At 66.8% G+C, this 23740-nt stretch carries 25 protein-coding genes; 7 read left to right on the forward strand and 18 right to left on the reverse strand.

Features of this window, described 5'->3' with window-relative positions:
* Positions 1-49: 49 nt before the first annotated feature.
* From WS51_RS19750 to WS51_RS19795, 10 genes are all read right to left on the reverse strand, one after another.
* Entirely contained in the window at positions 50-1060 is a 1011-nt protein-coding gene (locus WS51_RS19750; RefSeq protein WP_059449911.1) for an inorganic phosphate transporter, read from the reverse strand.
* 10 nt (positions 1061-1070) lie between these two features.
* A complete protein-coding gene (locus WS51_RS19755; protein ID WP_044847234.1) occupies positions 1071-1697 on the reverse strand; it encodes a DUF47 domain-containing protein in 627 nt (208 codons plus the stop codon).
* Between the two features lie 146 nt (positions 1698-1843).
* Complete coding sequence (gene dnaB, locus WS51_RS19760; protein ID WP_069229679.1) at positions 1844-4267, reverse strand: replicative DNA helicase; 2424 nt, start codon at positions 4265-4267, stop codon at positions 1844-1846.
* Positions 4268-4406: 139 nt separating this feature from the next.
* Positions 4407-4859, reverse strand: coding sequence for a 50S ribosomal protein L9 (gene rplI / locus WS51_RS19765; RefSeq protein ID WP_059449913.1), 453 nt, complete (start codon positions 4857-4859; stop codon positions 4407-4409).
* A gap of 27 nt (positions 4860-4886) precedes the next feature.
* The gene (gene rpsR / locus WS51_RS19770) at positions 4887-5162 is read right to left on the reverse strand and encodes a 30S ribosomal protein S18 (protein ID WP_004193360.1); all 276 of its coding nucleotides are present in this window, start codon (positions 5160-5162) and stop codon (positions 4887-4889) included.
* Positions 5163-5166: 4 nt separating this feature from the next.
* Entirely contained in the window at positions 5167-5466 is a 300-nt protein-coding gene (gene priB, locus WS51_RS19775; RefSeq protein WP_006486250.1) for a primosomal replication protein N, read from the reverse strand.
* A gap of 40 nt (positions 5467-5506) precedes the next feature.
* Positions 5507-5881 (reverse strand): 30S ribosomal protein S6, encoded by a 375-nt coding sequence (gene rpsF / locus WS51_RS19780; protein WP_006755436.1) that lies wholly within the window; start codon positions 5879-5881, stop codon positions 5507-5509.
* A 242-nt stretch (positions 5882-6123) separates the two neighbouring features.
* Positions 6124-7023 (reverse strand): anti-sigma factor family protein, encoded by a 900-nt coding sequence (locus tag WS51_RS19785; RefSeq protein ID WP_069229680.1) that lies wholly within the window; start codon positions 7021-7023, stop codon positions 6124-6126.
* Positions 7013-7660, reverse strand: a complete 648-nt coding sequence (locus WS51_RS19790) for an RNA polymerase sigma factor (protein ID WP_059770172.1) — start codon at positions 7658-7660, stop codon at positions 7013-7015. The genes WS51_RS19785 and WS51_RS19790 overlap by 11 nt, the downstream gene beginning before the upstream one ends.
* A gap of 163 nt (positions 7661-7823) precedes the next feature.
* Positions 7824-8735: a LysR family transcriptional regulator gene (locus tag WS51_RS19795; RefSeq protein ID WP_069229681.1), complete on the reverse strand. Its 912-nt coding sequence runs from the start codon at positions 8733-8735 to the stop codon at positions 7824-7826.
* A gap of 171 nt (positions 8736-8906) precedes the next feature.
* On the opposite strand from WS51_RS19795, the gene gcl reads away from it, so the two are divergent.
* The 4 genes from gcl to lysM all read left to right on the forward strand — a co-directional run bounded on the left by gcl (position 8907) and on the right by lysM (position 13403).
* Positions 8907-10682: a glyoxylate carboligase gene (gcl, locus tag WS51_RS19800; protein ID WP_059449917.1), complete on the forward strand. Its 1776-nt coding sequence runs from the start codon at positions 8907-8909 to the stop codon at positions 10680-10682.
* A gap of 44 nt (positions 10683-10726) precedes the next feature.
* On the forward strand, positions 10727-11536 hold the full coding sequence (hyi, locus tag WS51_RS19805; RefSeq protein ID WP_039367004.1) for a hydroxypyruvate isomerase: 810 nt from the start codon (positions 10727-10729) through the stop codon (positions 11534-11536).
* Positions 11537-11576: 40 nt separating this feature from the next.
* The gene (locus tag WS51_RS19810) at positions 11577-12470 is read left to right on the forward strand and encodes a 2-hydroxy-3-oxopropionate reductase (RefSeq protein ID WP_059503151.1); all 894 of its coding nucleotides are present in this window, start codon (positions 11577-11579) and stop codon (positions 12468-12470) included.
* Positions 12471-12932: 462 nt separating this feature from the next.
* Entirely contained in the window at positions 12933-13403 is a 471-nt protein-coding gene (lysM, locus tag WS51_RS19815) for a peptidoglycan-binding protein LysM (RefSeq protein WP_021162125.1), read from the forward strand.
* Positions 13404-13484: 81 nt separating this feature from the next.
* Here the strand turns inward: lysM and WS51_RS19820 are convergent, their stop codons facing one another.
* Positions 13485-14507 carry an asparaginase gene (locus WS51_RS19820; RefSeq protein ID WP_069229682.1) on the reverse strand — a complete coding sequence of 341 codons (1023 nt, stop codon included), beginning with the start codon at positions 14505-14507 and terminating at the stop codon, positions 13485-13487.
* Between the two features lie 272 nt (positions 14508-14779).
* Here WS51_RS19820 and WS51_RS19825 point away from each other — a divergent pair, with 272 nt between their 5' ends.
* The 3 genes from WS51_RS19825 to WS51_RS19835 all read left to right on the forward strand — a co-directional run bounded on the left by WS51_RS19825 (position 14780) and on the right by WS51_RS19835 (position 16676).
* A complete protein-coding gene (locus WS51_RS19825) occupies positions 14780-15070 on the forward strand; it encodes a PsiF family protein (protein WP_044843641.1) in 291 nt (96 codons plus the stop codon).
* A 320-nt stretch (positions 15071-15390) separates the two neighbouring features.
* Positions 15391-15852 carry a hypothetical protein gene (locus tag WS51_RS19830; protein ID WP_059449921.1) on the forward strand — a complete coding sequence of 154 codons (462 nt, stop codon included), beginning with the start codon at positions 15391-15393 and terminating at the stop codon, positions 15850-15852.
* A 236-nt stretch (positions 15853-16088) separates the two neighbouring features.
* Positions 16089-16676: a BPSL1445 family SYLF domain-containing lipoprotein gene (locus tag WS51_RS19835; RefSeq protein ID WP_059449922.1), complete on the forward strand. Its 588-nt coding sequence runs from the start codon at positions 16089-16091 to the stop codon at positions 16674-16676.
* A 99-nt stretch (positions 16677-16775) separates the two neighbouring features.
* Here WS51_RS19835 and WS51_RS19840 read toward each other — a convergent pair whose 3' ends face one another.
* The 7 genes from WS51_RS19840 to WS51_RS19870 form a co-directional block, all read right to left on the reverse strand.
* Complete coding sequence (locus WS51_RS19840) at positions 16776-17840, reverse strand: glycosyltransferase family 4 protein (RefSeq protein WP_059449923.1); 1065 nt, start codon at positions 17838-17840, stop codon at positions 16776-16778.
* A gap of 289 nt (positions 17841-18129) precedes the next feature.
* Complete coding sequence (locus WS51_RS19845; protein WP_059503156.1) at positions 18130-19305, reverse strand: AAA family ATPase; 1176 nt, start codon at positions 19303-19305, stop codon at positions 18130-18132.
* A gap of 33 nt (positions 19306-19338) precedes the next feature.
* Positions 19339-20511 carry a mechanosensitive ion channel family protein gene (locus WS51_RS19850; RefSeq protein WP_059503157.1) on the reverse strand — a complete coding sequence of 391 codons (1173 nt, stop codon included), beginning with the start codon at positions 20509-20511 and terminating at the stop codon, positions 19339-19341.
* Between the two features lie 98 nt (positions 20512-20609).
* Positions 20610-20966 carry a Rap1a/Tai family immunity protein gene (locus WS51_RS19855; RefSeq protein WP_059449926.1) on the reverse strand — a complete coding sequence of 119 codons (357 nt, stop codon included), beginning with the start codon at positions 20964-20966 and terminating at the stop codon, positions 20610-20612.
* A 119-nt stretch (positions 20967-21085) separates the two neighbouring features.
* The gene (locus tag WS51_RS19860; protein WP_059503159.1) at positions 21086-21796 is read right to left on the reverse strand and encodes an ankyrin repeat domain-containing protein; all 711 of its coding nucleotides are present in this window, start codon (positions 21794-21796) and stop codon (positions 21086-21088) included.
* Between the two features lie 43 nt (positions 21797-21839).
* Positions 21840-22619 carry a TatD family hydrolase gene (locus WS51_RS19865; protein ID WP_059449928.1) on the reverse strand — a complete coding sequence of 260 codons (780 nt, stop codon included), beginning with the start codon at positions 22617-22619 and terminating at the stop codon, positions 21840-21842.
* A 79-nt stretch (positions 22620-22698) separates the two neighbouring features.
* Complete coding sequence (locus WS51_RS19870) at positions 22699-23727, reverse strand: DNA polymerase III subunit delta' (RefSeq protein WP_059547420.1); 1029 nt, start codon at positions 23725-23727, stop codon at positions 22699-22701.
* Between the last annotated feature and the right edge of the window lie 13 nt (positions 23728-23740).

Consider the following 23740-nt stretch of genomic DNA (forward strand, 5'->3'; position numbering starts at 1 on the left):
GCAACCTTTCGGTTTGCGGCGCATTTTGCGTCGTCCGGCTGCGTCGGAATCAGAAGATCTGGTGACCGACCCACCATCCGCCCGCGGCGATCAGCGCGGACGCCGGAATCGTCAGCACCCAGGCCCACACGATGTTGCCGGCCACGCCCCAACGCACGGCCGACAGCTTCTGCGTCGCGCCGACGCCGACGATCGCACCGGTGATCGTGTGCGTGGTCGACACCGGAATGCCGAGGAACGACGCGATGAACAGCGTGATTGCCCCGCCGCTCTCGGCACAGAAACCGCCGACCGGCTTGAGCTTCGTGATCTTCTGGCCCATCGTTCGCACGATGCGCCAGCCGCCGAACAGCGTGCCGAGACCCATCGACAGGTAGCACGCGCCGATCACCCACGCGGGCGGCGCATCGGAGGTCGCCGACGCATACCCCGACGCGATCAGCAGCATCCAGATGATGCCGATCGTCTTCTGCGCGTCGTTGCCGCCGTGGCCGAGGCTGTACAGGCCAGCCGACAGCAGCTGGAGCCGGCGGAAGCGCCGGTCGACCTTGCTGGGCGCGGTACGGAAATACAGCCACGACACGCCGAGCATGAACAGCGAGCCGAGGATGAAGCCGAGCAGCGGCGAGATAAAGATGAACGCGACGGTCTTCATCAGGCCGTCGATGTTCAGCGAGCTCCAGCCCGACTTGGCGAGCGCGGAGCCGACGAGGCCGCCGATCAGCGCATGCGACGAGCTCGACGGAATCCCGTAATACCACGTGATCACGTTCCAGCCGATCGCACCGACCAGCGCGCCGAACACGACATAGTGGTCGACGATCTCGGGATCAATCGTGCCTTTACCGACCGTCTGCGCGACCTTCAGGTGGAAGATGAAATACGCGATGACGTTGAACGCGGCCGCGAACACCACGGCCTGCTGGGGTTTCAATACCCCGGTCGACACGACGGTGGCGATCGAGTTCGCCGCGTCGTGGAAGCCGTTCATGAAGTCGAATACGAGCGCGACGAGCACGAGCGTCGCGACCATCCATAGGGCGAGTTGTATCGAATGCATCGTGGTCCGCTCAGGCGTTTTCCAGCACGATGCCTTCGATGATGTTCGCGACGTCCTCGCACTTGTCGGTGATCTCCTCGAGCAGTTCGTAGATCGCCTTCAGCTTGATGAGCGTCTTCACGTCGTCTTCTTCGCGGAACAGCTTCGACATTGCCGCGCGCAGCACGCGATCGGCCTCCGACTCCCAGCGGTCGATCTCCTCGCACTGCTTGAGAATCTGTGCCGACTGTTTCATGTCGGACAGCAATCCGACCGCCTGCTGCACGTGCTGGGCCGACTGCGTGACGATGTGCGCGAGCTGGCTCGCCTCGGACGTGACGGACTGCACGTCGTACAGCGACACGGCCGTCGCGACGTCCTCCATCAGATCGAGGATGTCGTCCATCGTCGTGATCAGCTTGTGGATCTCGTCGCGATCGAGCGGCGTGATGAAGGTCTTGTGCAGCAGATCGATCGCTTCATGCGTGAGCTTGTCAGCGGCCTTCTCGGCGGTCTGCACGTTTTGCTTGTGAATCTCGGCGTCGGCGAGATTGTCGATCAGCAGTTCGAGCTCGCGGCCACCGGAAACGATGTGCTTCGCGTGCGCGTTGAAGAGTTCAAAGAACTTGCCCTCGGTGGGCATGAATCGACCGAACATGGGATTCCTGAGAGATTGTCAAACGACTGTCACGAAAACGGGCGATATTGTACCGTTTTCGGTTGCGACGCGACGCGCGCATATGCGCGCGCCGGGATTGGATACAACGCTTGGTGAAATAACGGTTTACATCCGGCGAAGAAGTGTTACTCGCCGTAGAAGTTCTGCGCCCCCGCAAAGTTGTCGAACTTCGTGTATTGGCCCAGGAACGTGAGCCGAACGGGCCCGATCGGGCCGTTACGCTGCTTGCCGATGATGATTTCGGCCGTGCCCTTGTCCGGGCTGTCCGGGTTGTAGACCTCGTCACGATAGATGAACAGGATCACGTCGGCGTCCTGTTCGATTGCGCCCGACTCGCGCAGGTCGGACATCACCGGCCGCTTGTTCGGACGCTGCTCCAGCCCGCGGTTCAGCTGCGACAGTGCGATCACCGGGACGTCCAGCTCCTTGGCCAGACTCTTCAGAGATCGCGAGATTTCCGAGATTTCGGTCGCACGGTTCTCGCCCTGCGACGAACCCGACATCAGCTGCAGGTAGTCGACGATGATCAGGCCGAGCTTGCCGCACTGGCGTGCCAGACGCCGCGCGCGCGAGCGCAATTCCATCGGGTTCAGGCCGCCCGTCTCGTCGATGAAAAGCTGCGCCTCGCTCATCTTCTGCACTGCGTGCGTCAGTTTCGGCCAGTCCTCGTCGGTCAGGCGGCCGGTACGCATCCGGTGCTGGTCGAGCCGGCCGATCGAGCCGAGCATACGCATCACGAGCTGGGCGCCCGGCATTTCCATCGAGAACACCGCGACCGGCAGCCCGTACTCGACCGCGACGTATTCGCCGATGTTCATCGAGAACGCCGTATTGTGGGTCACGACGTAATCGTCGGTCACGTAGAGCCGCGACGGATGCGAGACCGAAATGCATTGCGTGGCCGTCCGGCGCGTCGGCTCGATACCGGCGATGACCGGCATCTTGCGGCGCGCACGCCCGCCCGTGAGCCGCTCGCGCTTGCCCTCGAACAGGAACAGGCTCTGCGGATCCGGGTGACTGATCGTGCAAACGTAGGCCATCGCACCGGCCTTGCGTTCGCCGTCGACCGTGAAGCTCGTCGCCTTTTCGGTAATCTGGCACCACGCACCGAGCGAACGCGCCAGTTCGCGCACGTCGCTCGCCAGTTGCGCGCTGGCGGTCGAATAACGCACCGTGCCCCACGATTCGACCCAGCCGTCCGTGTCGAGCAGCCCACGCAGCAAATCCAGCCGCGCGCCCTTGTCTGCATCGAGGTAGATGCGCGGGATGAACTTGTCGTAGCTCGTCGCCCCCCACACACCGAGCTGCTCGAGCGCAGCCTTGAGCGGATTGGCGGACGGCCGGACCGCGCCGGCCGTCGATGACCGACGCTTGATGCGCCAGTCGTACTGGCCCGCGTATTCGAGTTCGAGCGATGCGTCGACGCGCGCGCGCATCCGGTTCAACGTTTCCTCGGCCTTCACACTGAAACGCACGGCCGTACCGCCGAGCGCACCGTCGCCCAGCAGCGCGCCGAGCACCCACGGATCGACGGGCAGCGCCTCGCGATGACCGAATTCGCCGCTCGGCATGTCGATCCACAACCGGTTCCGGTAGCGCTCGCGCGTCAGCAGCGTGCGAATCTCCGCGGTCGACAGCACGCGCGGCTTTTCCCACTCGCGGAAATGGACGCACCACAGGTGCTCGTCGCAGCATTCGGCCGAGCGCCCATCCGAAAAGCTGACCCGGTAGACCTGGCGTTCGCCCTGCGGGTAGATGCCGGTCACGATCGACGGCGCACCGTCGACCGAAGCAAGCGCATCGCCGACCGCCAGCTCGCCCATCGGCTTCCAGCCCGTCAGCGTCCGGACGCGCGCGTCGAGCGGCTGGGCCTTACCCATCGACGGTCGTCCCGCGACGATGATCAATTCGCCGCCGTGCATCCCGGACGTCATCCGGTCGAGGTCGACGAAGCCCGTCGGCGTGCCCGTGACGTCGCTCGGGTTCGCCGTGTGGTACAGCGTGTCGATGCGCTCGACGACCTGCGTGAGCAGCGGGCCGATCTCGAGAAAGCCCTGGTTGCCGCGCGCGCCCTCCTCGGCGATCGAGAACACCTTCGATTCGGCCTCGTCGAGCAGCTGGCGAACCTCCTTGCCCTGCGGATTGAACGCGTCGGCCGAGATTTCGTCGGCGACCGACACGAGCCGGCGCAGCACCGCGCGGTCGCGCACGATTTCCGCGTAGCGGCGGATGTTCGCGGCGCTCGGCGTGTTCTGCGCGAGTGCGTTCAGGTAGGCGAGACCGCCGACGTCCTCGGCCTTGCCGGACGTGGTCAGCGCTTCGTACACGGTCACGACGTCGGCCGGGCGTGTCGACGCGATCAGCCGGCCGATGTGCTCGTAGATGATCCGGTGGTCGTAGCGATAGAAGTCGCCCTGCGACAGGAAGTCGGCAATCCGGTCCCAGGCCGCGTTGTCGAGCAACAGGCCGCCGAGCACCGACTGCTCGGCTTCGACCGAATGCGGCGGGACTTTCAGCGATTCGATTTGAGGATCTTGCGGCGCGTTCATGGGTTGGGATTATCGCGAATTACACAGCTCGGCGCCATACCGGCCACCCGTGATGCGGCAATAAAAAAGGCAGGCCCCGGTTGCCCGGGCGCCTGCCCTTGTCCGGACGGCGGAAGCCGCCCGGCAAGCTTGCGTACGCTTACGCGTGGTCGCCGATCACGTTGATCGTGACGTCGACGACGACGTCCGTATGCAGCGCGATCTGAACGACGTGCTCGCCGATCATCTTCAGCGGGCCTTCCGGCATGCGAACTTGCAGCTTCTCGACTTCGAAACCTGCCTTCTTCAGCAGTTCCGCGACGTCGCCGTTCGTGACCGAGCCGAACAGACGGCCGTCGACGCCCGACTTCTGCGTGATTTCGAACGACTGGCCGTTCAGCTTCTCGCCGACTGCCTGCGATGCCGCCAGCTTTTCAGCGGCGATCTTTTCGAGTTCAGCGCGGCGAACTTCGAATTCGGCGATCGCTTCCTTCGTTGCACGGCGAGCCTTGCGGTTCGGGATCAGGAAGTTGCGAGCGTAACCGTCCTTGACCTTGACGATATCGCCGAGGTTGCCCAGATTGGCGACTTTTTCCAACAGAATGATTTGCATTCGAATTCTCCTTATTGCGTCGCCTGATTACGCCTTGTGCTGATCGGTGTACGGCAGCAGCGCGAGGAAACGCGCACGCTTGATTGCCGTATCCAGCTGACGCTGATAGTGCGCCTTCGTACCCGTCAGACGAGCCGGCGTGATCTTGCCGTTTTCGCCGATGAAGTCCTTCAGCGTTTCCGTGTCCTTGTAGTCGATCTGCTCGACGCCGGCAGCCGTGAAACGGCAGAACTTCTTGCGCTTGAAGAGCGGGTTTTGTTGCTGACGACGCTTGTCGAATTTCTTACCAGTCGGGCGGGCCATGATTTCAGTCCTTTCCTATGTCCTGCAATGCAGTGATGTGAAACACCAAGGTTCTCGCGTTGCGGCTTTTCTTTGCCAGGAAGCCCGTGAACAGCGTTTCGACGCCCATTTCACGGCTTTCCAGCTTGCCGCTCGCCTCACCGGCCGCCACCGCCTCGATCGTCATTTCGACCTGACGGGGAATGCCTGCTTCGACGACTTCCGTGCGGTGATGCAACGTGGCGCTTGCGATCGGAACACCTGCCGGCGTATATCGCACCGGTGCGCGTTCGACGACGCTCGCCGTCAATTGCAACCTGTTCACGTGAGTGGCGCGCTCCTTGATGGCTTAATGAGTGACGAACTTAAGCCTGCGCTTCGGTCGGCTGAGCTGCAGCCGCCTTCTTGGCTTCTTCGCGCTGAACTTCCTTCATCATCGGCGACGGGCCGGTTTCGGCCTTCTTCATCTTGACGATGAGGTGGCGCAGCACGGCGTCGTTGAACTTGAACGCGTGTTCGAGTTCGTCGAGCGTCGTCTGGTCGCACTCGATGTTCATGCAGACGTAGTGAGCCTTCGCGAGTTTCTCGATCATGTAGGCCAGCTGGCGACGGCCCCAGTCTTCGACACGGTGGATCTGGCCGCCGTGCGTCGTGATCGTGGTCTTGTAACGCTCGATCATCGCGGGCACTTGCTCGCTCTGATCGGGGTGCACGATGAATACGATTTCGTAATGACGCATTACACACTCCTTGTGGATAGAAGCCACCCGGGCGTCTGAACCGGTGTGGCAAGTGAGAAGCCGAAGATTCTAACCCGGATACGGGGCGCATGCAATACCGATCGGCGATTTCCGACCGGATTCGGCCATGTTTTCAACGACTTGAATGGCTCCGGCCGCTGAAAGCCATGTGCGAGTGCCAGTTCGTAAATCGGGGGCGGAGCATCCCGCGCGGGGCGACGGGCGGGCGACGCGCGCCGAAGTCACTCGCTGCGCACCCCGCCCAGCCGCGTGTCGAGCGCCGTCCTGAACGCGGTCAGCGCCGACGGCTCGGCATCGGTCACGGCCCACCACGTCATCCCGGCCGCATCCCAGCGGTCGAGCGCGTAACCCTGCGACACGGTCGCGTACGGCGCCGCCTGCCGCCCGACGCCGGCTGGCCACACGTACACGTCGATCACGTGCTGGCGGTATCGGTAGACCAGCACCGCGACGCGGCGCCGCCCCACGTAGTCGAGCCGGCCGCCGGCCAGCGGAAAGCCGCTCGCGGACAGGTCCTCGACCGGCGGCGCATAGTCGAGCCGGCCGTTGAACCACGGCTTGACCGTATGCCGGTCGGTCGAGATCACGTCGATGTCGCGCGCCGACAGGCCGGCCCGCACGTGGCTCGAGACCAGTTCATCGACCGTCTGGCCGGTTTCGGCGCGGTGCGCGGACACCGCCATCCCCGCAGCCGCGGCCAGCGCGACCAGGAGCGCCACGCCCCAGCCGAGCCCCGGCAGCGCGGGCGCACGCGCCCCCGGCCCGGCAGGCGCCGGGCGAGCCGGCTCGCCGCGCCCGGTCGGCCATGAGAACCAGCGCCGGCCGTTCGGCCGGGGTCGCGGCCGCGCCGCCCCGTCGGGCCGCGCTTGCGCACGCGTCTGCGTGCGCTCTCCCGCGCCGCCCGCCGCCGGCAGCTGCGCGACGATGCTCGCGCGCAGCGCGTCCGGCGCGCGGTGATAATCGGCCTGCCGCACGATCCGCCCCAGCGCGACGATTCGTTCGCGTTCGCGACGGCACGCGTCGCACCCTTCGACATGCCGCTGGACGCGCAATGCGTCGGGCGCCGACAGCTCGCGGTCGACGTCCGCGTCCAGCAGCGCGCGCGCTTCGTTACAGTCCATCGATCGCCTCCGATGCGGTTCCGCTTGCCGACGCACGTCCCGGCGCGGGTCTGGACGCCGACGCCGGCCCCGCCGCGTCACCCAGCAGCGCGGCGAGCCTGCGCCGGCCGCGCGCGAGCCGCGACATCACGGTGCCGACGGGCACGTCGGCAATCGTCGCGATCTCGCGGTAACTTAAATCCTCCATCTCGCGCAGCACCAGCACCTCGCGATATTCGGGCGGCAGCTTCGCGAGCGCCGCGTTCACGAGCCGCACGTTCTCGCCGCGCAGCAGTTGCGCGAGCGGATCCTCGGTCGCCGGCTGCCAGTCGTCGGGCGCCTCCGCGTCGTCGAGCGTGTCGGGCAGTGCCACTTCGTGCGCGTGAGTGCGGCGGCGCCACTCGGTGTACCAGGTGTGGCGCACGATCGTCAGCAGCCACGGCCGCGCGTTGTCGCCGCGACACGAATCGACGAAGCGCAGCGCGCGCATGCACGCATCCTGGACGACGTCGTCCGCGTCGCCCGCGTTGCCGCTCAGCCAGCGCGCGAGGTTGTACGCGGCGTCGAGATGCGGCAGCACGAGCGCGCGAAAACGCTCGCCGCGCGCGAGCGCGTCGTTCTCCGTCCGTTCATCGACCGCCTGTCCGGCTTGCCCCACGTGGCCTCCCTGGTCCCCGGCGGCCGAAGCCGCGCCCGTTCCGCGCCCGGTGCCCGGACAGACCGGCAGCGTGCGCACTCGATGACCTTACCGTCGCTGCGTCGAGTTTATTCCCGCGTGAAGCCGATGACGCGCAAAAAGATGCCGGAACCGGCCCCGCCCGTTACGGCGTGCTGCTCCAGTAACCGGGGCGCGCATACGCTTCGCGCAGATAGTCGATGAAGTAGCGCACGCGCGCGGGCACGTAGCGCTGCTGCGGATAGACCGCGAGGATGTCGTAGTCGGGCAGCGCATATTCGTCGAGCACCGTCTCGAGTTCGCCCGTTTCGAGCTGCGCGGCGATCTCCCAGGTCGAGCGCCAGCCGAGCCCGAGGCTTTCGGCGACCCAGCGGTGCAGCAGCTCGCCGTCGTTGCAGTCGAGATTGCCGGTCACCCGCATCGTCACGATCTTGCCGTGGCGCTGGAAATACCAGCCGCGGTTCTGCCCGCCCTGCAGGTTGAAGGCGAGACAGTTGTGCTTGAGCAGGTCGTCGAGCGACTTCGGCCGGCCGTGGCGGCGGAAGTACTCGGGCGTGCCGCACACGACGCGCCGGTTCGACGCGAGCTTCACCGCGACGAAGTTCGGATCGACCGAGCCGCCGATCCGGATCGACAGGTCGTAGCCTTCGCGCACGAGATCGACGACGCGATCGGTCAGGTTGAACGACAGCTGCATTTCCGGCTTGTCGGCGAGGAAACCGGGCGCGTGCGGCGCCACGTGCTTGCGACCGAACGCGGCCGGCGCCGACACGATCAGGTGCCCGCTGACCGCGCGGCGGCCGGCGGCCAGCTCGTTTTCGGCCTGGTCCCATTCCGACAGCAGCCCGCGGCAGCGCTCGAGGAACGCGGCGCCCTCCTCGCTGACCACCAGCCGCCGCGTCGAGCGGTACATCAGCTTCACGCCGAGGCGCTTCTCCAGCGCGTCGATGCGCCGCCCGAGCACCACCGGCGACACGCCCTCCTCGAGTGCGGCTGCCGCGAGGCTGCCCGCGTCCGTGACGCGCACGAACGTCTCGATCTGCTTGAAACGATCCATCTCCCGTCTCCGTCCCGGCTCCGACACCGGCGGGAAACCCCGTCCGGCCGTCATTCCATACTTTTAGTTTCGAAATAAGCGACTTCGGCTGATCTTATCAAACCTTTCCTGCATCCCTAAAGTGTCCCCAACAGACCGATTCGCAAGATCCGCACATTCAAGGAGACATTCATGGCCAAGATGAGAGCCGTCGACGCAGCCGTACTCGTGCTCGAGAAGGAAGGCATCCAGACCGCGTTCGGCGTGCCGGGCGCGGCAATCAACCCGTTCTATTCCGCAATGCGCAAGTCGGGCGGCATCAGCCACGTGCTGGCCCGCCACGTCGAGGGTGCATCGCACATGGCCGAAGGCTTCACGCGTGCCGCGCCGGGCAACATCGGCGTGTGCATCGGCACGTCGGGCCCCGCCGGCACCGACATGATCACCGGGCTCTACTCCGCATCGGCCGACTCGATTCCGATCCTCGCGATCACGGGCCAGGCGCCGCGCGCACGTCTGTACAAGGAAGACTTCCAGGCCGTCGACATCGAATCGATCGCGAAGCCCGTCACGAAGTGGGCCGTCACCGTGCGCGAGCCGGCGCTCGTGCCGCGCGTGTTCCAGCAGGCATTCCATCTGATGCGCTCGGGCCGCCCGGGACCGGTGCTGGTCGACCTGCCGATCGACGTGCAGCTCGCCGAGATCGAATTCGACATCGACACGTACGAACCGCTGCCGGTCTACAAGCCCGCGGCGACCCGCGCGCAGATCGAGAAGGCGCTCGCCATGCTCAACGACGCGGACAAGCCGCTGATCGTGTCGGGCGGCGGCGTGCTCAACGCGGCGGCCGAGGACCTGCTCGTCCAGTTCGCCGAAACGATCGGCGTGCCCGTGATCCCGACGCTGATGTCGTGGGGCGCGATTGCCGACGACCACCCGCTGATGGCCGGCATGGTCGGCCTGCAGACGTCGCACCGCTACGGCAACGCGACGATGCTCGCGTCCGACTTCGTGCTCGGCATCGGCAACCGCTGGGCGAACCGCCACACGGGCAGCGTCGAGGTCTACACGAAGGGCCGCAAGTTCGTGCACGTCGACATCGAGCCCACGCAGATCGGCCGCGTGTTCGGCCCGGACCTCGGCATCGTGTCCGACGCGAAGGCCGCGCTCGAGCTGTTCGTCGCTGTCGCGCAGGAATGGAAGGCTGCCGGCAAGCTGAAGGATCGCAGCGCGTGGGTGTCCGAGTGCCAGGAACGCAAACGCACGCTGCAGCGCAAGACGCACTTCGACAACGTGCCGGTCAAGCCGCAGCGCGTGTACGAGGAGATGAACAAGGTGTTCGGCCGGGACACGTGCTACGTCAGCACGATCGGCCTGTCGCAGATCGCCGCCGCGCAGTTCCTGCACGTGTTCAAGGCGCGCAACTGGATCAACTGCGGCCAGGCCGGCCCGCTCGGCTGGACGATCCCCGCCGCGCTCGGCGTGCGTGCGGCCGACCCGCGCCGCCCGATCGTCGCGCTGTCCGGCGACTACGACTTCCAGTTCATGATCGAGGAGCTGGCCGCCGGTGCGCAATTCAAGCTGCCGTACGTGCACGTCGTCGTGAACAACTCGTACCTCGGGCTGATCCGCCAGGCGCAGCGTGCGTTCGACATGGACTACTGCGTGCAGCTCGCGTTCGACAACGTCAACGCGCCGGAGCTGAACGGCTATGGCGTCGACCACGTGGCGGTCGCCGAAGGTCTCGGCTGCAAGGCGCTGCGCGTATTCAAGCCCGAGGAGATCGAGCCGGCGCTGAAGCAGGCGCAGGCGCTCGCGGACGAGTTCAGCGTGCCGGTGGTCGTCGAAGTGATCCTCGAGCGCGTGACGAACATCTCGATGGGCACCGAAATCGACGCGATCAACGAGTTCGAGGAACTCGCCGAAAAGGCCGAGCACGCACCGACCGCGATCTCGATGCTCGACTGATCCGCACGACATTTTTTGACTGACCGACCGAAGAGGCTTAACTCATGCCGAAGTTTGCTGCAAACCTGACCATGCTGTTCAACGAAGTGCCGTTCCTCGACCGCTTCAAGGCGGCCGCGGACGCGGGCTTCGACGCCGTCGAGTTCCTGTTCCCGTACCCGTACGCGAAAGAGGAGCTCGCCGAGCGGCTCGAGACGCACCGCCTGCGCCTCGTGCTGCACAACCTGCCCGCCGGCAACTGGGACCAGGGCGAGCGCGGCATCGCGTGCCTGCCCGATCGCGTCGGCGAGTTCCAGGAAGGCGTCGGCCGTGCGATCGAGTACGCGAAGGCGCTGAAGGTGCCGCAGCTGAACTGCCTCGTCGGCATCCCGTCGGCGAGCACGGCGCGCGACAAGACGTTCGTCACGATCGTCGACAACCTGCGCTTCGCCGCCGATGCGTTGAAGCGCGAAGGCATCCGTCTGCTGGTCGAGCCGTGCAACAGCTTCGACATCCCGGGCTTCGCGCTGAACCGCTCGTCCGAAGGGCTCGACGTGATTCGCGCGGTCGGCTCGGACAACCTGTTCCTGCAGTACGACATCTATCACATGCAGCGCATGGAAGGCGAACTGGCCGCGACGATCGAACGCAATCTCGCATCGATCGGCCACGTCCAGCTCGCGGACAATCCGGGCCGCAACGAGCCCGGCACGGGCGAGATCAACTACGCGTTCCTGTTCGCGCTGCTCGACCGGCTCGGCTACGCCGGCTACGTCGGCTGCGAATACAAGCCGCGCACCACCACGACGGAAGGGCTCGGCTGGCTGCAAGGCGTCGCCGGCTGCGCACCGGGCTCGGCGCGTCGCGCTGCCTGAGATCCGCCCTTCCCTTTCGCCCCCTATAGGAGACATTCACATGGCAACCATCGGTTTCATCGGCCTCGGCATCATGGGCGCGCACATGGCGCGCAACCTGCTCAAGGGCGATCATCAGCTCGTCGTGAACGGTGCGTTCCCGATCCCCGACGACCTGCGCGCGAGTGCGAAGGTCGTCGCAAATTCGACCGAAGTCGCGCAGCACGCCGACATCATCATCTCGATGGTGCCGGACACGCCCGACGTGCGTAACGTGCTGTTCGCCGACGACGGCGTCGCGAAGGGCCTGACCGCCGGCAAGCTCGTGATCGACATGAGCTCGATCTCGCCGCTCGACACGCAGGAATTCGCGAAGCAGATCAACGCGCTCGGTTGCGACTACCTCGACGCGCCGGTGTCCGGCGGCGAGGTCGGCGCCCGCGAAGCGACGCTGACGATCATGGTCGGCGGCCCGGAGAAGGCGTTCGAGCGCGCGAAGCCGCTGTTCGAGAAGATGGGCAAGAACATCACGCTCGTCGGCGAGAACGGCGCGGGCCAGACGTGCAAGGTTGCGAACCAGATCATCGTCGCGCTGAACATCGAAGCGGTCGGCGAAGCACTGCTGTTCGCCGCCCGCTCGGGTGCCGATCCGGAGCGCGTGCGCCAGGCGCTGATGGGCGGTTTCGCCGCGTCGCGCATCCTCGAAGTGCACGGCGCGCGCATGACGAAGCGCACGTTCGATCCGGGCTTCCGCATCGAGCTGCACCAGAAGGACCTGAACCTCGCGCTCGACGGCGCCCGCAAGCTCGGCCTCGCACTGCCGCACACGGCAAGCGCGCAGCAGCTGTTCAGCGTATGCGCGTCGCACGGCGGCAAGGCGTGGGATCACTCGGCACTCGTGCGAGCGCTTGAAATCATGTCGAACTTCGAGATCGGCCAGGCGCCGGCCGCGTAACGCCGACGCAACGACGCGCGTTTCGCTGCAACGGCGAACGCGCGACGCACACACGCGATCCGGCTGCGGCCGGTCGCATCGATGCGCACCTCTGCCTTTGGCGTGCATCGCGATGGGGCGCCCTGCCGTGCATTGCCGAGATGCATACGCGGCGGGGCGAAAAACGCCGCTCTGGGCTGAGAGCGGCGTGGTGGGGTCCGCAGCGGCACCCGGCGGCGCCGGGGAAGCCTTGGTCGGTCAGACGTCGTCGTCGGGTGTCCGCCTGTCGGATTTCGCGTATTACATTTCTTTACGTTCGGGTGTGCGATTTTTCATGCAATCGTCGCGATGAACGCCTACACTTTTGCCACGCCTTTCGAGAAATCCGCCGCGCTTGCGCTCACCCGGTGAGCGCGCCCAGCGCGGTGTTTTTTTCGCCACTTCACGGCGCGTTTTCTTTTCAACCACCTAGGGAGTGCAGCGATGGGTCTTCTTTCGTTTATCAAAGAGGCGGGTGAAAAACTGCTGGGTCACGCCGATGCGCAAGCAGCGGAAGATCCGAATGCCGCGAACCAGACCGCGGCCGATGCGATCAAGAACTACATCAACACGCAAGGTCTCGACACGTCGAACCTGACCGTCGCGTTCGACGGCGCATCGCGCACCGTCACGCTGTCGGGCAGCGTCGCCGACCTCGACACGAAGGCGAAGGTCAAGGTCGCGGCCGGCAACGTGCAAGGCGTCGCGGGCGTCAACGACGACGATCTGCAGCCGGACGATCCGGAAGTTCAGTACCACGACGTGAAGCCGGGCGACACGCTGTCGGCGATCGCCAAGGAAGTGTACGGCGACGCGAACAAGTACCCGGCGATCTTCGAGGCGAACAAGCCGATGCTGTCGAGCCCGGACCGGATCTATCCGGGCCAGAAGCTCGTGATTCCGCCGCAGTCCTGAGCATTCGCGCAGTGCTGACGCAAAAAGGCAGGCCGATGGCCTGCCTTTTTTTATGCGCGCCGCCCGATCGACGGCGTGCGCTCACAGCGTGTCGAATGCGCGTTGCAGCGCGTCGCGCCCTTGCACGCCGTTCGCGAGCGCGAGCATCAGCAGCACGCGTGCCTTGAACGGGCTCAGCGAGCCGGCGCTCACGAAACCGAGCGCGTCGTCGTTCGCGGCGCCGTTGCGCATCACGTGCCCCGAGCCGACGCGCGACGCGCGTACCACGGCCACGCCCGCTTTCACCGCATCGGCAAGCGCCGCCTGCAGCGTCGCATGGATCGACCCGTTGCCGGTGCCCGCCACGACGAGGCCGCGCACGCCGGCCGCGACGAGCGCGTCGACGGCCGTGCGCGTCACGCCCGCGTAGCTGGCGACGACTTCGACCGCCGGCCACGCGGCCGCGATCGCGAGACACGCGTCGCGCGATCGCGTCACGCGGCGCGCGAATTCGACGCGGCCGTCCTGCACCCAGCCGAGCGCGCCCAGTTCCGGCGACTGGAATGCGTCGACCGCGTAGGTGCTCGTCTTCACGACATCGCGCGCGCCGTGGATCCGGTTGTTGAACGCGACGAGCACACCCTGCCCGCGTGCGCCCGGGTGCGCGGCGACCGTCACCGCGTTCAGCAGGTTCAGCGGACCGTCGGACGACAGCGCGGTGGCCGGCCGCATCGCGGCCGTCAGCACGACCGGCTTGTCGCCGGTCACGACCAGATGCAGCGCGTACGCGGTTTCCTCGAGCGTATCGGTACCGTGGGTGATCACGATGCCGTCGATTGCCGGATCGGCCATCAGCGCGTCGATGCGCGCGGCGAGCGTATTCCACAGCGGCAGCGCGAGATCCTTGCTGTCGATGCTGGCGACCTGCTCGGCATCGATGCGTGCGACCGACGCGAGCGCCGGCACCGCGTCGAGCAGGAAATTGACGCCGAGCGCGCCGGCCTGATAGCCGGCCGTGCTGGCGGCGTCCGGCGCGGCGCCGGCGATCGTGCCGCCGGTGGCGAGTACGGCGATGCGCGGCAGCGCCGGCGCGGACGAGGAAGTTGCGGAGTTCGGAGTATTCATGGCCGCGATTGTAATGGCTCGCGGCCGGCATCCGGTAGGTCACGTGCGCGGCAGCGGCGCCGAACGCGCCGCATCATGGTTTGTCCCGATCGCCGGCGTGCGCACGCCGTCAACGGCGACGCTGCCCACCGCGTTATAGGAATGCCGTTTTGGTGTTTTCACATTGATTTGCCATAATCGGAGCGCGCGGCGCGACTTGACCCTGTTCCCGTTGCGCCGGGCTTCGTGACGGCGTCGATATAAAACGCAATTCACCCCATGGGAGTGTCGAAATGAAAATCCAATCGCTCGTAGCCGCAGTGCTTCTCGGCGGCATGCTGGCTTCCCCCGCTTTCGCGGCGAACAGCCAGCAGGACAAGATGAAGGCCTGCAACACCCAGGCAGCCGGCAAGACGGGCGACGAACGCAAGGCGTTCATGAAGGACTGCCTGTCGGCCAAGCCCGCGAAGAAGATGTCCCAGCAGGAAAAGATGAAGGCCTGCAACACCCAGGCCGCCGACAAGAAGGGCGACGACCGCAAGGCGTTCATGAAGAGCTGCCTGAGCAGCCAGCCGGCCGCCTGAGGCCCGGCGCTCCCGCGCGAATGCCGCGCACCGCTTCGGCGGGCGCGGCATTTTCATTTTGGTTGCACGCGCATCGACGCGCGCGATGATGCCGGATGCGTCGCCGCGCCGCCCGTCCAGCGGCGGCGACGCGGTCGTGGCCGCGAGATGCTCCATCGCCGTCCCCGCTTTCCCCACGCGCCGTACGAATACCGCCACATGGTGCGGCAATTCGCCGCGATTTCTTCTATGATGGCTGCATCGCGGCCCATCCAAGTACAAGAAGCGCCATCGGGCCGCCCTCGAGACGGACGCGCACGCCGCGTCAAACGGAGGCATGGATGGCATGGAGACAACACCGCTGGTTCCGCCGCTGGCTGATCGTGATCGTGTTCTGGGCCGTGCCCGTCGCGATCGTCGCCGTACGCGAGATCCGCGAGGAAATGGCGTACAACAATGCCGACCTGCAGCTCGCGCTGACCACCTGGCAGTTGACCGATGCGCAGCAGGCGGCGGGCGCCGCCGCGAAGTGCCACGGCGATCCTGACACGGCGCGCGCGGCCGGCTGCCCGGCCGACGTGCTCGCGGCCAATGCGGCGCGTCAGCAGGCGGCCCGCGACGAATACGTGGTGCGCCGCAATACGCTCGCCGGTTATCTGTGGCACGCATTCGTCGGCTACTGGGTCGTGCCGGCCGCATTCCTGTTCGCCTGCGGGGTCGTGATCGCGCTGATCCGCCGCGCGCTGCGGCGCCCGCCGATCAAGCCGCCCGCGCCGCCCGCACCGCCCGTCACGCCGCACTGACGCGCGGCGACCGCTCCGCTTTCCCGCTTCCCTTTCCTGCCGTCCGTCGGCCGGCCGCGCGACGTATTGCCGTACGCGCGCCGGTCCGTCCGTTGGTGCGCCGCGACACCGCGAAACGATTTGACGCTTTTTGATGCGCGGACGAAAAGGGGTTGTAATCCACTGTGATATAACTGCCGACGTGATCCGCTCCTTGAGCGAGACTCACTCCGAACATCATCCGATGGAGAAGAACGATGCAAAAACGGAACCTCGTGCTGAAAGCCGCCGCTGCGCTCATCGTCGGCAGCCTTGCGCTCACCGGTTGCACCACTACCCCCGACAAGCCCGACAATGCCGCGACCAACGCGTCGAAGCGTCAGGCGATCGATTCGAGCGTCGACGCAACGCTGTCGCGCATGTATTCCACGGTCAAGGGCTCGCGCGAACTCGTCGCGAAGTCGCGCGGTGTGCTCGTGTTCCCGGACGTGATCCAGGCAGGCTTCATCGTCGGCGGCCAGACGGGCAACGGCGCGCTGCGTGTCGGCGGCAGCACGGTCGGCTACTACAACACGTCGTCGCTGTCGGTCGGCTTGCAGGCCGGCGCGCAGTCGAAGGCCATCGTGTTCCTGTTCATGACGCAGGAAGCGCTCGACGAATTCCGCGGCTCGGACGGCTGGGCAGCCGGCGCCGGCGCATCGGTCGCACTCGTGAAGATGGGCGCGAACGGCGCGGTCGACACGACCACGGCTACCGCGCCGGTCCAGGTCATCGTGCTGACCAACGCCGGCCTGATGGGCGACGTGTCGATCAACGGCACGAAGGTCACGAAGCTGAAGATCTGACGCCGAGGCGTCCGCGCCCGTGCGCACCGCGCGCGGGCCACGTGCAAACGGCGATGTCCTTGCGGGCATCGCCGTTTTTTCATCCGCGCGCGTTGCGCGTCAGGTCGTCGAATCGATCACCTTGAAGCGCGAGCGCTTCTGCGCGCGGATCAACGACTGATACACGTCGACGTACTGCTGCGCCATCCGCCGCGACGTGAAGCGCTCCTCGAAGCGCTGCCGCACGCGGGCGCGCGGCAGCAGGTGCAGCCGGTTCACGGCGGCCACCGCGCTGATCTCGTCCTCGACGATGAAGCCCGACACGCCCTCGTCGACCACCTCGGGCACCGCGCCGCGATTGAACGCGATCACCGGCGTGCCGCACGACATCGCCTCGATCATGACGAGCCCGAACGGCTCCGGCCAGTCGATCGGAAACAGCAGCGCATGCGCGCCCGACAGGAATTCGGCCTTCTGGTGATCGGCGATCTCGCCGATGTATTCGACGTGCGGAAGCGCGAACAGCGGCTTGATCTCGCGTTCGAAGTATTCCTGGTCCGCCGCGTCGATCTTCGCCGCGATCCGGATCGGCAGCCCGCACTGGCTCGCGATGCGGATCGCCGTGTCGACCCGCTTCTCCGGCGAGATGCGGCCGAGGAATGCGAGATAGCGCGGCTCGACGGGCTGCGGCAGGTACAGCGCGTCGGGCAGCCCGTGGTACACGGTCGTCAGCCATTTCGCCTGCGGCAGCGGCTGGCGCTGCGAATTCGAGATCGAGATCACCGGCGCGGTGTTGAACGTGTCGAACACCGGTTGCTGCTCGGGCAGATCGAGCCGGCCATGCAGCGTCGTCACGAACGGCGTGTCCTGCCGGTTGAAAACCGAAAACGAGTAGTAGTCCATGTGGAAATGGAGCACGTCGAAATCCTTCGCGCGGCGCGCGACCGTCTCCATCAGCAGCATGTGCGGAGCGACGCGGTCGCGAATCGACGAGTCGAGCCGCAACGCGCGCGGCCACACCGGTTCGAGCTTCGCCCGGGTCGTCGAATCGCCGCTGGCGAACAGCGTCACGTCGTGACCGAGGTCGACGAGCGCCTCGGTAATGTAGGACACGACGCGCTCCGTGCCGCCGTACAGCTTCGGTGGCACGGATTCGGTCAGCGGGGCGATCTGCGCAATTCTCATGGTCGACGTCTCCTGTGTCCTCGGCCGGCCGGCACCGGACCGGCGCACACCGCGCTCGGGGCGGCATGCGGCGGGTCTCGCGCCGGCCGAATATCTCATTATTATTCGCGATCCCGACACCCGGAAGCACCGGGCTTTCATTTTATGGGCGTTGTTACAGACAGGATACATTCGCTGGCCGGGCCGCCCGTACCGGATCGGCGGCGGCTGGACCGGGGGCCGCGGGCTTCCGGCGACGGACTGCCGGCGGCATGCGGCGAAAGACCGGCCGCACGCACCGTCTCGCCCGTCAGCGCGACGGCCACTTCCACGGCGGCAGGTCGCGCGTATCGGCGTCGACCAGCACGGTCGCACCGAGCTGCTTGTCGAGCACCAGCGACTCGCAGCCGGCCTCGCGTTCGAGCGTCGCGATGAGCCGTGCCGCGTGCGACACGACCAGCACCTGCGAATGCTGCGCGGCCTGCGCGATCAGGCGTCCAAGCGCCGGCAACAGGTCGGGATGCAGGCTCGTTTCCGGTTCGTTGAGCACCATCAGCGCCGGCGGCCGCGGTGTGAGCAGCGCGGCCGCGAGCAGCAAGTAGCGCAGCGTGCCGTCCGACAACTCGGCGGCCGACAACGGTCGCAGCAGCCCCGGCTGGCGCATCAGCACGTCGAAGCGGCCGCGGCTGCCCGGATTGTCGATATCGATCGATGCGCCGGGGAAAGCATCGTCGATCGCCGCATCGAGCGCGGCGGCATCTCCGATTTCGCGAATCGTCTGCAGCGCGGCGGCCAGATCGGCGCCGTCGTCCGCGAGCACCGGCGTATGCGTGCCGATGTGCGACTGCCGGGCCGGCGCCTGCGCATCGGTGCGGAAATGGTCGTAGAAGCGCCACGACCGGATCCGCTCGCGTACGGCGATCATTTCCGGCGCGCCGACCGGATCGGCGAACTCGGTCATCATGCTGTCGAAGCTTGCGACCGGCTGCGGCACCGTGCGCCACTCACCCGAACCGGTGCGCGCGCGAATCTGCGCGCCCTGCCGGTCGACCAGCAGCGTCGACGGACGCAGCAACGCGCCGCCCCAGATGCATTCGCGCTTCACGACGGGATCGAGCGCGAACTGCGAACGGCTCGGGACCGGCAGGCCCAGATCGATTGCATAGCCGAAATCGTCGCCCGCGAAGCCGAGCTTGAGGCTCACGGGCCCATTGCGCACCGTGCCCGTCACCGGCGCATCGCCATCGAGCATCGCGCGCGAAAAGCGCTCCGGTCCGGCCCACAGCGTCGACGGCAGCCCGCCTTCGCGCGCGAGCGACGGAATCACGCGCCCCTGCGCCGTATCGGCGAGGAGCCGCAGCGCGCGATACACGCTCGACTTGCCGCTGCCGTTCGGCCCCGTGACGACGGTGAGCGCCGCAAGCGGCACGATCAGCTCGCGCAGCGAGCGGTAGTTGGCGATGGCGAGCGTGTTCAGCGCGTTCATGGAAGCAAGATGACGGCGGTTACCGGCACGCGTTCAGCGGCCTTCGGTGGCCTTCGGATCGGCCGCGGTGTTGGCCGCCGTGCTGGCAGCGGGCGGCCGCGCATGCGGCCGTTCGGGGCTCGGCTCGCCCGGCGCCGAATCGTGCGGATACAGTTCCATCCGGCTACGCGGCAGGCATTGCGGAAAGCGCGTCTGCAGATACGCAATCAAGCCCTCGCGCACACGGCAGCGCAAATCCCAGCACGCCGACGAGTCGGCCGCGCTGACGAGCGCGCGCAACTGCATCGTGCGCTCGGTCGCGTCCGTCACCTGCAGCACCTGCACGCGGCCGTCCCACTCGGGCGCCGCATGGACGAGCCGCGCGAGCTCCTCGCGCAGCGGCGCGAGCGGCGTGCGGTAGTCGACCGACAGGTACACCGTGCCGATGATTTCCGAGCTGCTGCGCGTCCAGTTCGTGAACGGGTTTTCGATGATCCACTGCAGCGGAACCACGAGCCGGCGCTGGTCCCACAGCCGCACCGACACGAACGAGCCGGTGATTTCCTCGATGCGCCCCCACTCGCCCTGGATCACGACGACGTCGTCGAGCCGGATCGGCTGCGTGAGCGCGATCTGCAGCCCGGCAATCAGGTTGCCGAGCACCGGCCGCGCGGCGATACCGGCGACCAGCCCCGCGACGCCGGCCGACGCCAGCAGGCTCGCGCCGACCTGGCGCACGTTCGGGAACGTCATCAGCGCGGCGCCGGTGCCGATGATCACGATCAGCACCATGACGGTCCGCACGAGTACTTTGGCTTGCGTGTGGATGCGCCGTGCGTGGAGATTGTCGACTGCATCCATCGGATGAGCCTGGATGATCGCATCGCCGACGCCGGCCGCGAGCCGCACCAGCAGCCACGTCAGCGACACGATGGAGCCGACCGCGGCCGCGGTCCGCATGCCGCCCACGAACGACATGCCTTCGTCCGCCTGAAGCCACAGGAACTCGAGCGCGAGCAGCGCGAGCGTGACGAGCGACGGTTTGTCGATGTAGCGCAGGATCACGCTCATCAACGGATACGGCTGCGCGATGCGCTTGACGATGCGTGCGCCGACACGGTGCACGATCACGACGACAAGCACGACGATGACCGACACGCCCAGCGTGCCGAGCCACGCATGCAACGGCGCATCGGCGATGCGCTGCAATTCCTCGATTGAAACCATCGGCGCCCGGGATGCTTCGGTTATGAGGCTCGGCGGCCTCGTCCTGGATGCGTCGGCGACGTCCGGGCAACGCTGCGTGCCCGGACCCGGCAGTCAGATCAGCTGCCGCCCCGGCAGGGGAACGCCTTGCCGAGACCGAGCGACACCGCGGTACTCGCGTTGTAGTCGGCCAGCCTCGGATTCTCCGCGATGTACTTGCGCACCGCGTCGGTCATCTGCTGCGCCCGGATGTCGGGCGGCAGGCAGAAATACTGCCCGACGCGCGGCCCCGTGGTGCCGCCGATCGCATCGATCGTGTTGTAGACGCCATCGGCGGCGCCTTCGATGTAGGCCGCGCACGACGCCCGCGACTTGACGTCCGTCTTCGCGCACAGCCGGTCGAGATCCGCGCCCGTGAAAGCCGCCGCCGACAACGGCACGGCGAACGCCGCGGCACAAAACATAGCCCGCAACATGGTGTTCCTTATGTCAATGCGGCCCGAGGCCGCTCACTGCGCTGACCGGCGCGGCGGCCGCACGCCCGCTGCCGGCCGGGTTGCGGCCGGCCGGGCGCTGCGCCACCGCGCCGAAACCGTCATTTTGCACTCTTTTGGGCATCTGCCGGCGCCGATGCACCGACGCGCACCGTCCGCTTGCTCAGGATGTCGATCGCATCCGGCGCGTTGTAATGCTTCGCGAACTCGAGCGCGGTGATGCCGAGCTGGTTCTTCACCTGCGGATCGGCACCCTGGTCGAGCAGCAGGTTCACCGTCGACGCGTGGTTGCCGCGCGCGGCCATCATCAGCGGCGTCGTGCCGTTCGGCGACGCGGTGTCGATATACGCGTCGTGGTCGAGCAGGATCTTGACGACCTCGTCCTGGCCGTTGGTCGCCGCGTAGTGCAGCGGCGCCCAGCCCTTCTTGCTGACTTCCGCACCCTTGTCGATCAGCAGCTTGACGAGCGCGACGTCGCCGTTCAGCGACGCGAGCATCAGCGCGTTCTCGCCGGCCTTGTCTTCCTTCTCGAGATCGACGTTCGGCGTCGTGGCGATCGCGGCGGCGACCTTGTCGGACTTCTCGCGCGCGGCGATCACGAGGATCGGGTCGCCATTCGGCGCGAGCGTGTTCGGATCGAGCTTGCCGCTCTTGAGCTGCTTGCCGATGTCGGCGATGTCGTCGAACTTGACCGCCTTGACGATCGCGTCGAGCGACTCGGCATGCGCGCCGGCAGCGGCCAGCAGGCCGCTCGCGACGAGCGCGGCGGCGACGAGTGCGCGCTTGGGCAGGTATGTGGTCGGCTTCGTCATTGTTGTGGGCTCCTTCCCTGGGTTGTCGGCTGGCCGCGCGTCGTCAGCGGGCGATCTTGAACAGCCGGAAAAAGTTGCGTGTCGTCGCATCGGCGAGCGCCTCGACGGCGATCCCTCGCTCTGACGCGATAAAGCGTCCGACATGGCTGACGTACGCAGGTTCATTCGGCTTGCCGCGATACGGCACCGGCGCGAGGTACGGCGAGTCGGTTTCGATCAGCAGCCGGTCGAGCGGCACGCGCCGCGCGACGTCCTGCACGTCGGTCGCGTTCTTGAACGTGACGATCCCCGACAGCGAGATATGGAAGTTCTGCGCAAGCGCCTGCTCGGCGACGGGCCACGGCTCGGTGAAGCAGTGCATCACGCCGCCCGGCACGTCCGCGCGCTCCTCGGCCATGATCCGCAGCGTGTCCTCCGACGACGAGCGCGTATGGATGATCAGCGGCTTCATCGTCGCGGTCGCCGCGCGGATGTGCGTGCGAAAGCGCTCGCGCTGCCACTCCATGTCGGCGATCGAGCGGCCTTCGAGGCGGTAGTAGTCGAGGCCCGTCTCGCCGATCGCGACGACCTTCGGGTGCGCGGCCAGCTCGACCAGCTCCGCGAGCGTCGGCTCCCGTGCATCCTCGTGATCCGGATGCACGCCGACCGACGCATACACGTTGTCGTGCGCGTCGGCGATCGCGAGCACGTCCGGCAGCGTCTCGAAGTCGACCGACACGCACAGCGCGTGCGTGACGTCGTGCTCGCGCATGTTCTCCAGCACGGCCGGCAGGCGGTCGGCGAGACCCTTGAAATTGATGTGGCAGTGAGAATCGACGAACATCGTGTTTCCTGAATACGGTTCGCGGGCGCTCATGCGCTCGCGGGCAATCGTTTCCTCACCCGAAGGAAACAATCCTCGCTCATGCGAACATTTCCCGATAACCGAGAAACAGTTCCTCGAATACGAGGCGGGCATTGAGCGGATGGTTCTCGACCGTGCGCTGCCGCGTCACGGCTTTCATGAAGCGCGCGAACGCATTCGCGTCGACCGCCTCGGCGCATCGTGCGAGTGCGGCTGCCTGCATCGGAAAGTAGCGCGGCGCGCCCGCCATGCGCTGCGCGAGCAGATCGTACAGCCAGCGCTGCAGCCAGCCGAGCACCAGCGGCACCGGCAGCTTCTGCAGCGTCTCGCCGCACGCGAACGGATCGCATGCGGCGCCGGCGGCGAGCTGGCCGAGCGTGAAATCGCGCAGCGGGCGATTCTCGTCGCTCGCGAGCGCCAGCGCGGCGAGCGGCGCGCCGCCTGCTTCGGCGAGCAGCGCGCGCGCATCGTCGACGCCTTGCGCGGCGAGCCACGCCGCGGCCGCGTCGGGCGCCGGCACGGTCATCGGCCACTGCCGGCAGCGGCTGATGATGGTCGGCAGCAGCCGGTCGATGCGCGCCGACACCAGCAGGAACACGACGCCGGACGGCGGCTCCTCCAGCGTCTTCAGCAGCGCGTTCGACGCGGCGACGTTCAGCGCCTCGGCCGGGTACAGCACGACGACGCGCGCGCCGCCGCGGTGCGAACCGACCCCGCAGAAGTCGAGCAACGCACGCACCTGCTCGATCTTGATCTCCTTGCTCGGCGTGCGCGTCTTCTTGCCGCCTTCGTCCGCGTCGGCCGGCTTCGCGTCGTCGACGGCGCCCGGCGCCTCGCCCGCGAGCGCCTCGGGCAGCACGATCCGGTAGTCCGGATGATTGCCCTGCGCGAACCATGTGCAGGCCGCGCAGGTGCCGCACGGCTCGCCGTTCGGTCGCGGCGCCTCGCACAGGAAGCCCTGCGCGAGATGCTGCGCGAACTGCAGCTTGCCGATCCCGGCCTGGCCGTGCAGCAGCAGCGCATGCGGCCACTGTGCACGCAGTTGCTGCAGGCGGTTCCAGTCGTCGGTCTGCCACGGGTAGATCATGTGGTGCGTTCCT

Source organism: Burkholderia territorii, from assembly GCF_001718335.1.
Classification (GTDB): Bacteria; Pseudomonadota; Gammaproteobacteria; order Burkholderiales; family Burkholderiaceae; genus Burkholderia; species Burkholderia territorii.

Excerpts from the sequence above, each read along its gene's own strand:
- WS51_RS19750 (WP_059449911.1), bottom strand. The coding sequence starts at position 1,060 with ATGCATTCGATACAACTCGCCCTATGGATGGTCGCGACGCTCGTGCTC.
- WS51_RS19755 (WP_044847234.1), bottom strand. The coding sequence starts at position 1,697 with ATGTTCGGTCGATTCATGCCCACCGAGGGCAAGTTCTTTGAACTCTTC.
- dnaB (WP_069229679.1), bottom strand. The coding sequence starts at position 4,267 with ATGAACGCGCCGCAAGATCCTCAAATCGAATCGCTGAAAGTCCCGCCG.
- rplI (WP_059449913.1), bottom strand. The coding sequence starts at position 4,859 with ATGCAAATCATTCTGTTGGAAAAAGTCGCCAATCTGGGCAACCTCGGC.
- rpsR (WP_004193360.1), bottom strand. The coding sequence starts at position 5,162 with ATGGCCCGCCCGACTGGTAAGAAATTCGACAAGCGTCGTCAGCAACAA.
- rpsF (WP_006755436.1), bottom strand. The coding sequence starts at position 5,881 with ATGCGTCATTACGAAATCGTATTCATCGTGCACCCCGATCAGAGCGAG.
- WS51_RS19785 (WP_069229680.1), bottom strand. The coding sequence starts at position 7,023 with ATGGACTGTAACGAAGCGCGCGCGCTGCTGGACGCGGACGTCGACCGC.
- WS51_RS19795 (WP_069229681.1), bottom strand. The coding sequence starts at position 8,735 with ATGGATCGTTTCAAGCAGATCGAGACGTTCGTGCGCGTCACGGACGCG.
- gcl (WP_059449917.1), top strand. The coding sequence starts at position 8,907 with ATGGCCAAGATGAGAGCCGTCGACGCAGCCGTACTCGTGCTCGAGAAG.
- hyi (WP_039367004.1), top strand. The coding sequence starts at position 10,727 with ATGCCGAAGTTTGCTGCAAACCTGACCATGCTGTTCAACGAAGTGCCG.
- WS51_RS19810 (WP_059503151.1), top strand. The coding sequence starts at position 11,577 with ATGGCAACCATCGGTTTCATCGGCCTCGGCATCATGGGCGCGCACATG.
- lysM (WP_021162125.1), top strand. The coding sequence starts at position 12,933 with ATGGGTCTTCTTTCGTTTATCAAAGAGGCGGGTGAAAAACTGCTGGGT.
- WS51_RS19820 (WP_069229682.1), bottom strand. The coding sequence starts at position 14,507 with ATGAATACTCCGAACTCCGCAACTTCCTCGTCCGCGCCGGCGCTGCCG.
- WS51_RS19825 (WP_044843641.1), top strand. The coding sequence starts at position 14,780 with ATGAAAATCCAATCGCTCGTAGCCGCAGTGCTTCTCGGCGGCATGCTG.
- WS51_RS19830 (WP_059449921.1), top strand. The coding sequence starts at position 15,391 with ATGGCATGGAGACAACACCGCTGGTTCCGCCGCTGGCTGATCGTGATC.
- WS51_RS19835 (WP_059449922.1), top strand. The coding sequence starts at position 16,089 with ATGCAAAAACGGAACCTCGTGCTGAAAGCCGCCGCTGCGCTCATCGTC.
- WS51_RS19840 (WP_059449923.1), bottom strand. The coding sequence starts at position 17,840 with ATGAGAATTGCGCAGATCGCCCCGCTGACCGAATCCGTGCCACCGAAG.
- WS51_RS19845 (WP_059503156.1), bottom strand. The coding sequence starts at position 19,305 with ATGAACGCGCTGAACACGCTCGCCATCGCCAACTACCGCTCGCTGCGC.
- WS51_RS19850 (WP_059503157.1), bottom strand. The coding sequence starts at position 20,511 with ATGGTTTCAATCGAGGAATTGCAGCGCATCGCCGATGCGCCGTTGCAT.
- WS51_RS19855 (WP_059449926.1), bottom strand. The coding sequence starts at position 20,966 with ATGTTGCGGGCTATGTTTTGTGCCGCGGCGTTCGCCGTGCCGTTGTCG.
- WS51_RS19860 (WP_059503159.1), bottom strand. The coding sequence starts at position 21,796 with ATGACGAAGCCGACCACATACCTGCCCAAGCGCGCACTCGTCGCCGCC.
- WS51_RS19865 (WP_059449928.1), bottom strand. The coding sequence starts at position 22,619 with ATGTTCGTCGATTCTCACTGCCACATCAATTTCAAGGGTCTCGCCGAC.
- WS51_RS19870 (WP_059547420.1), bottom strand. The coding sequence starts at position 23,727 with ATGATCTACCCGTGGCAGACCGACGACTGGAACCGCCTGCAGCAACTG.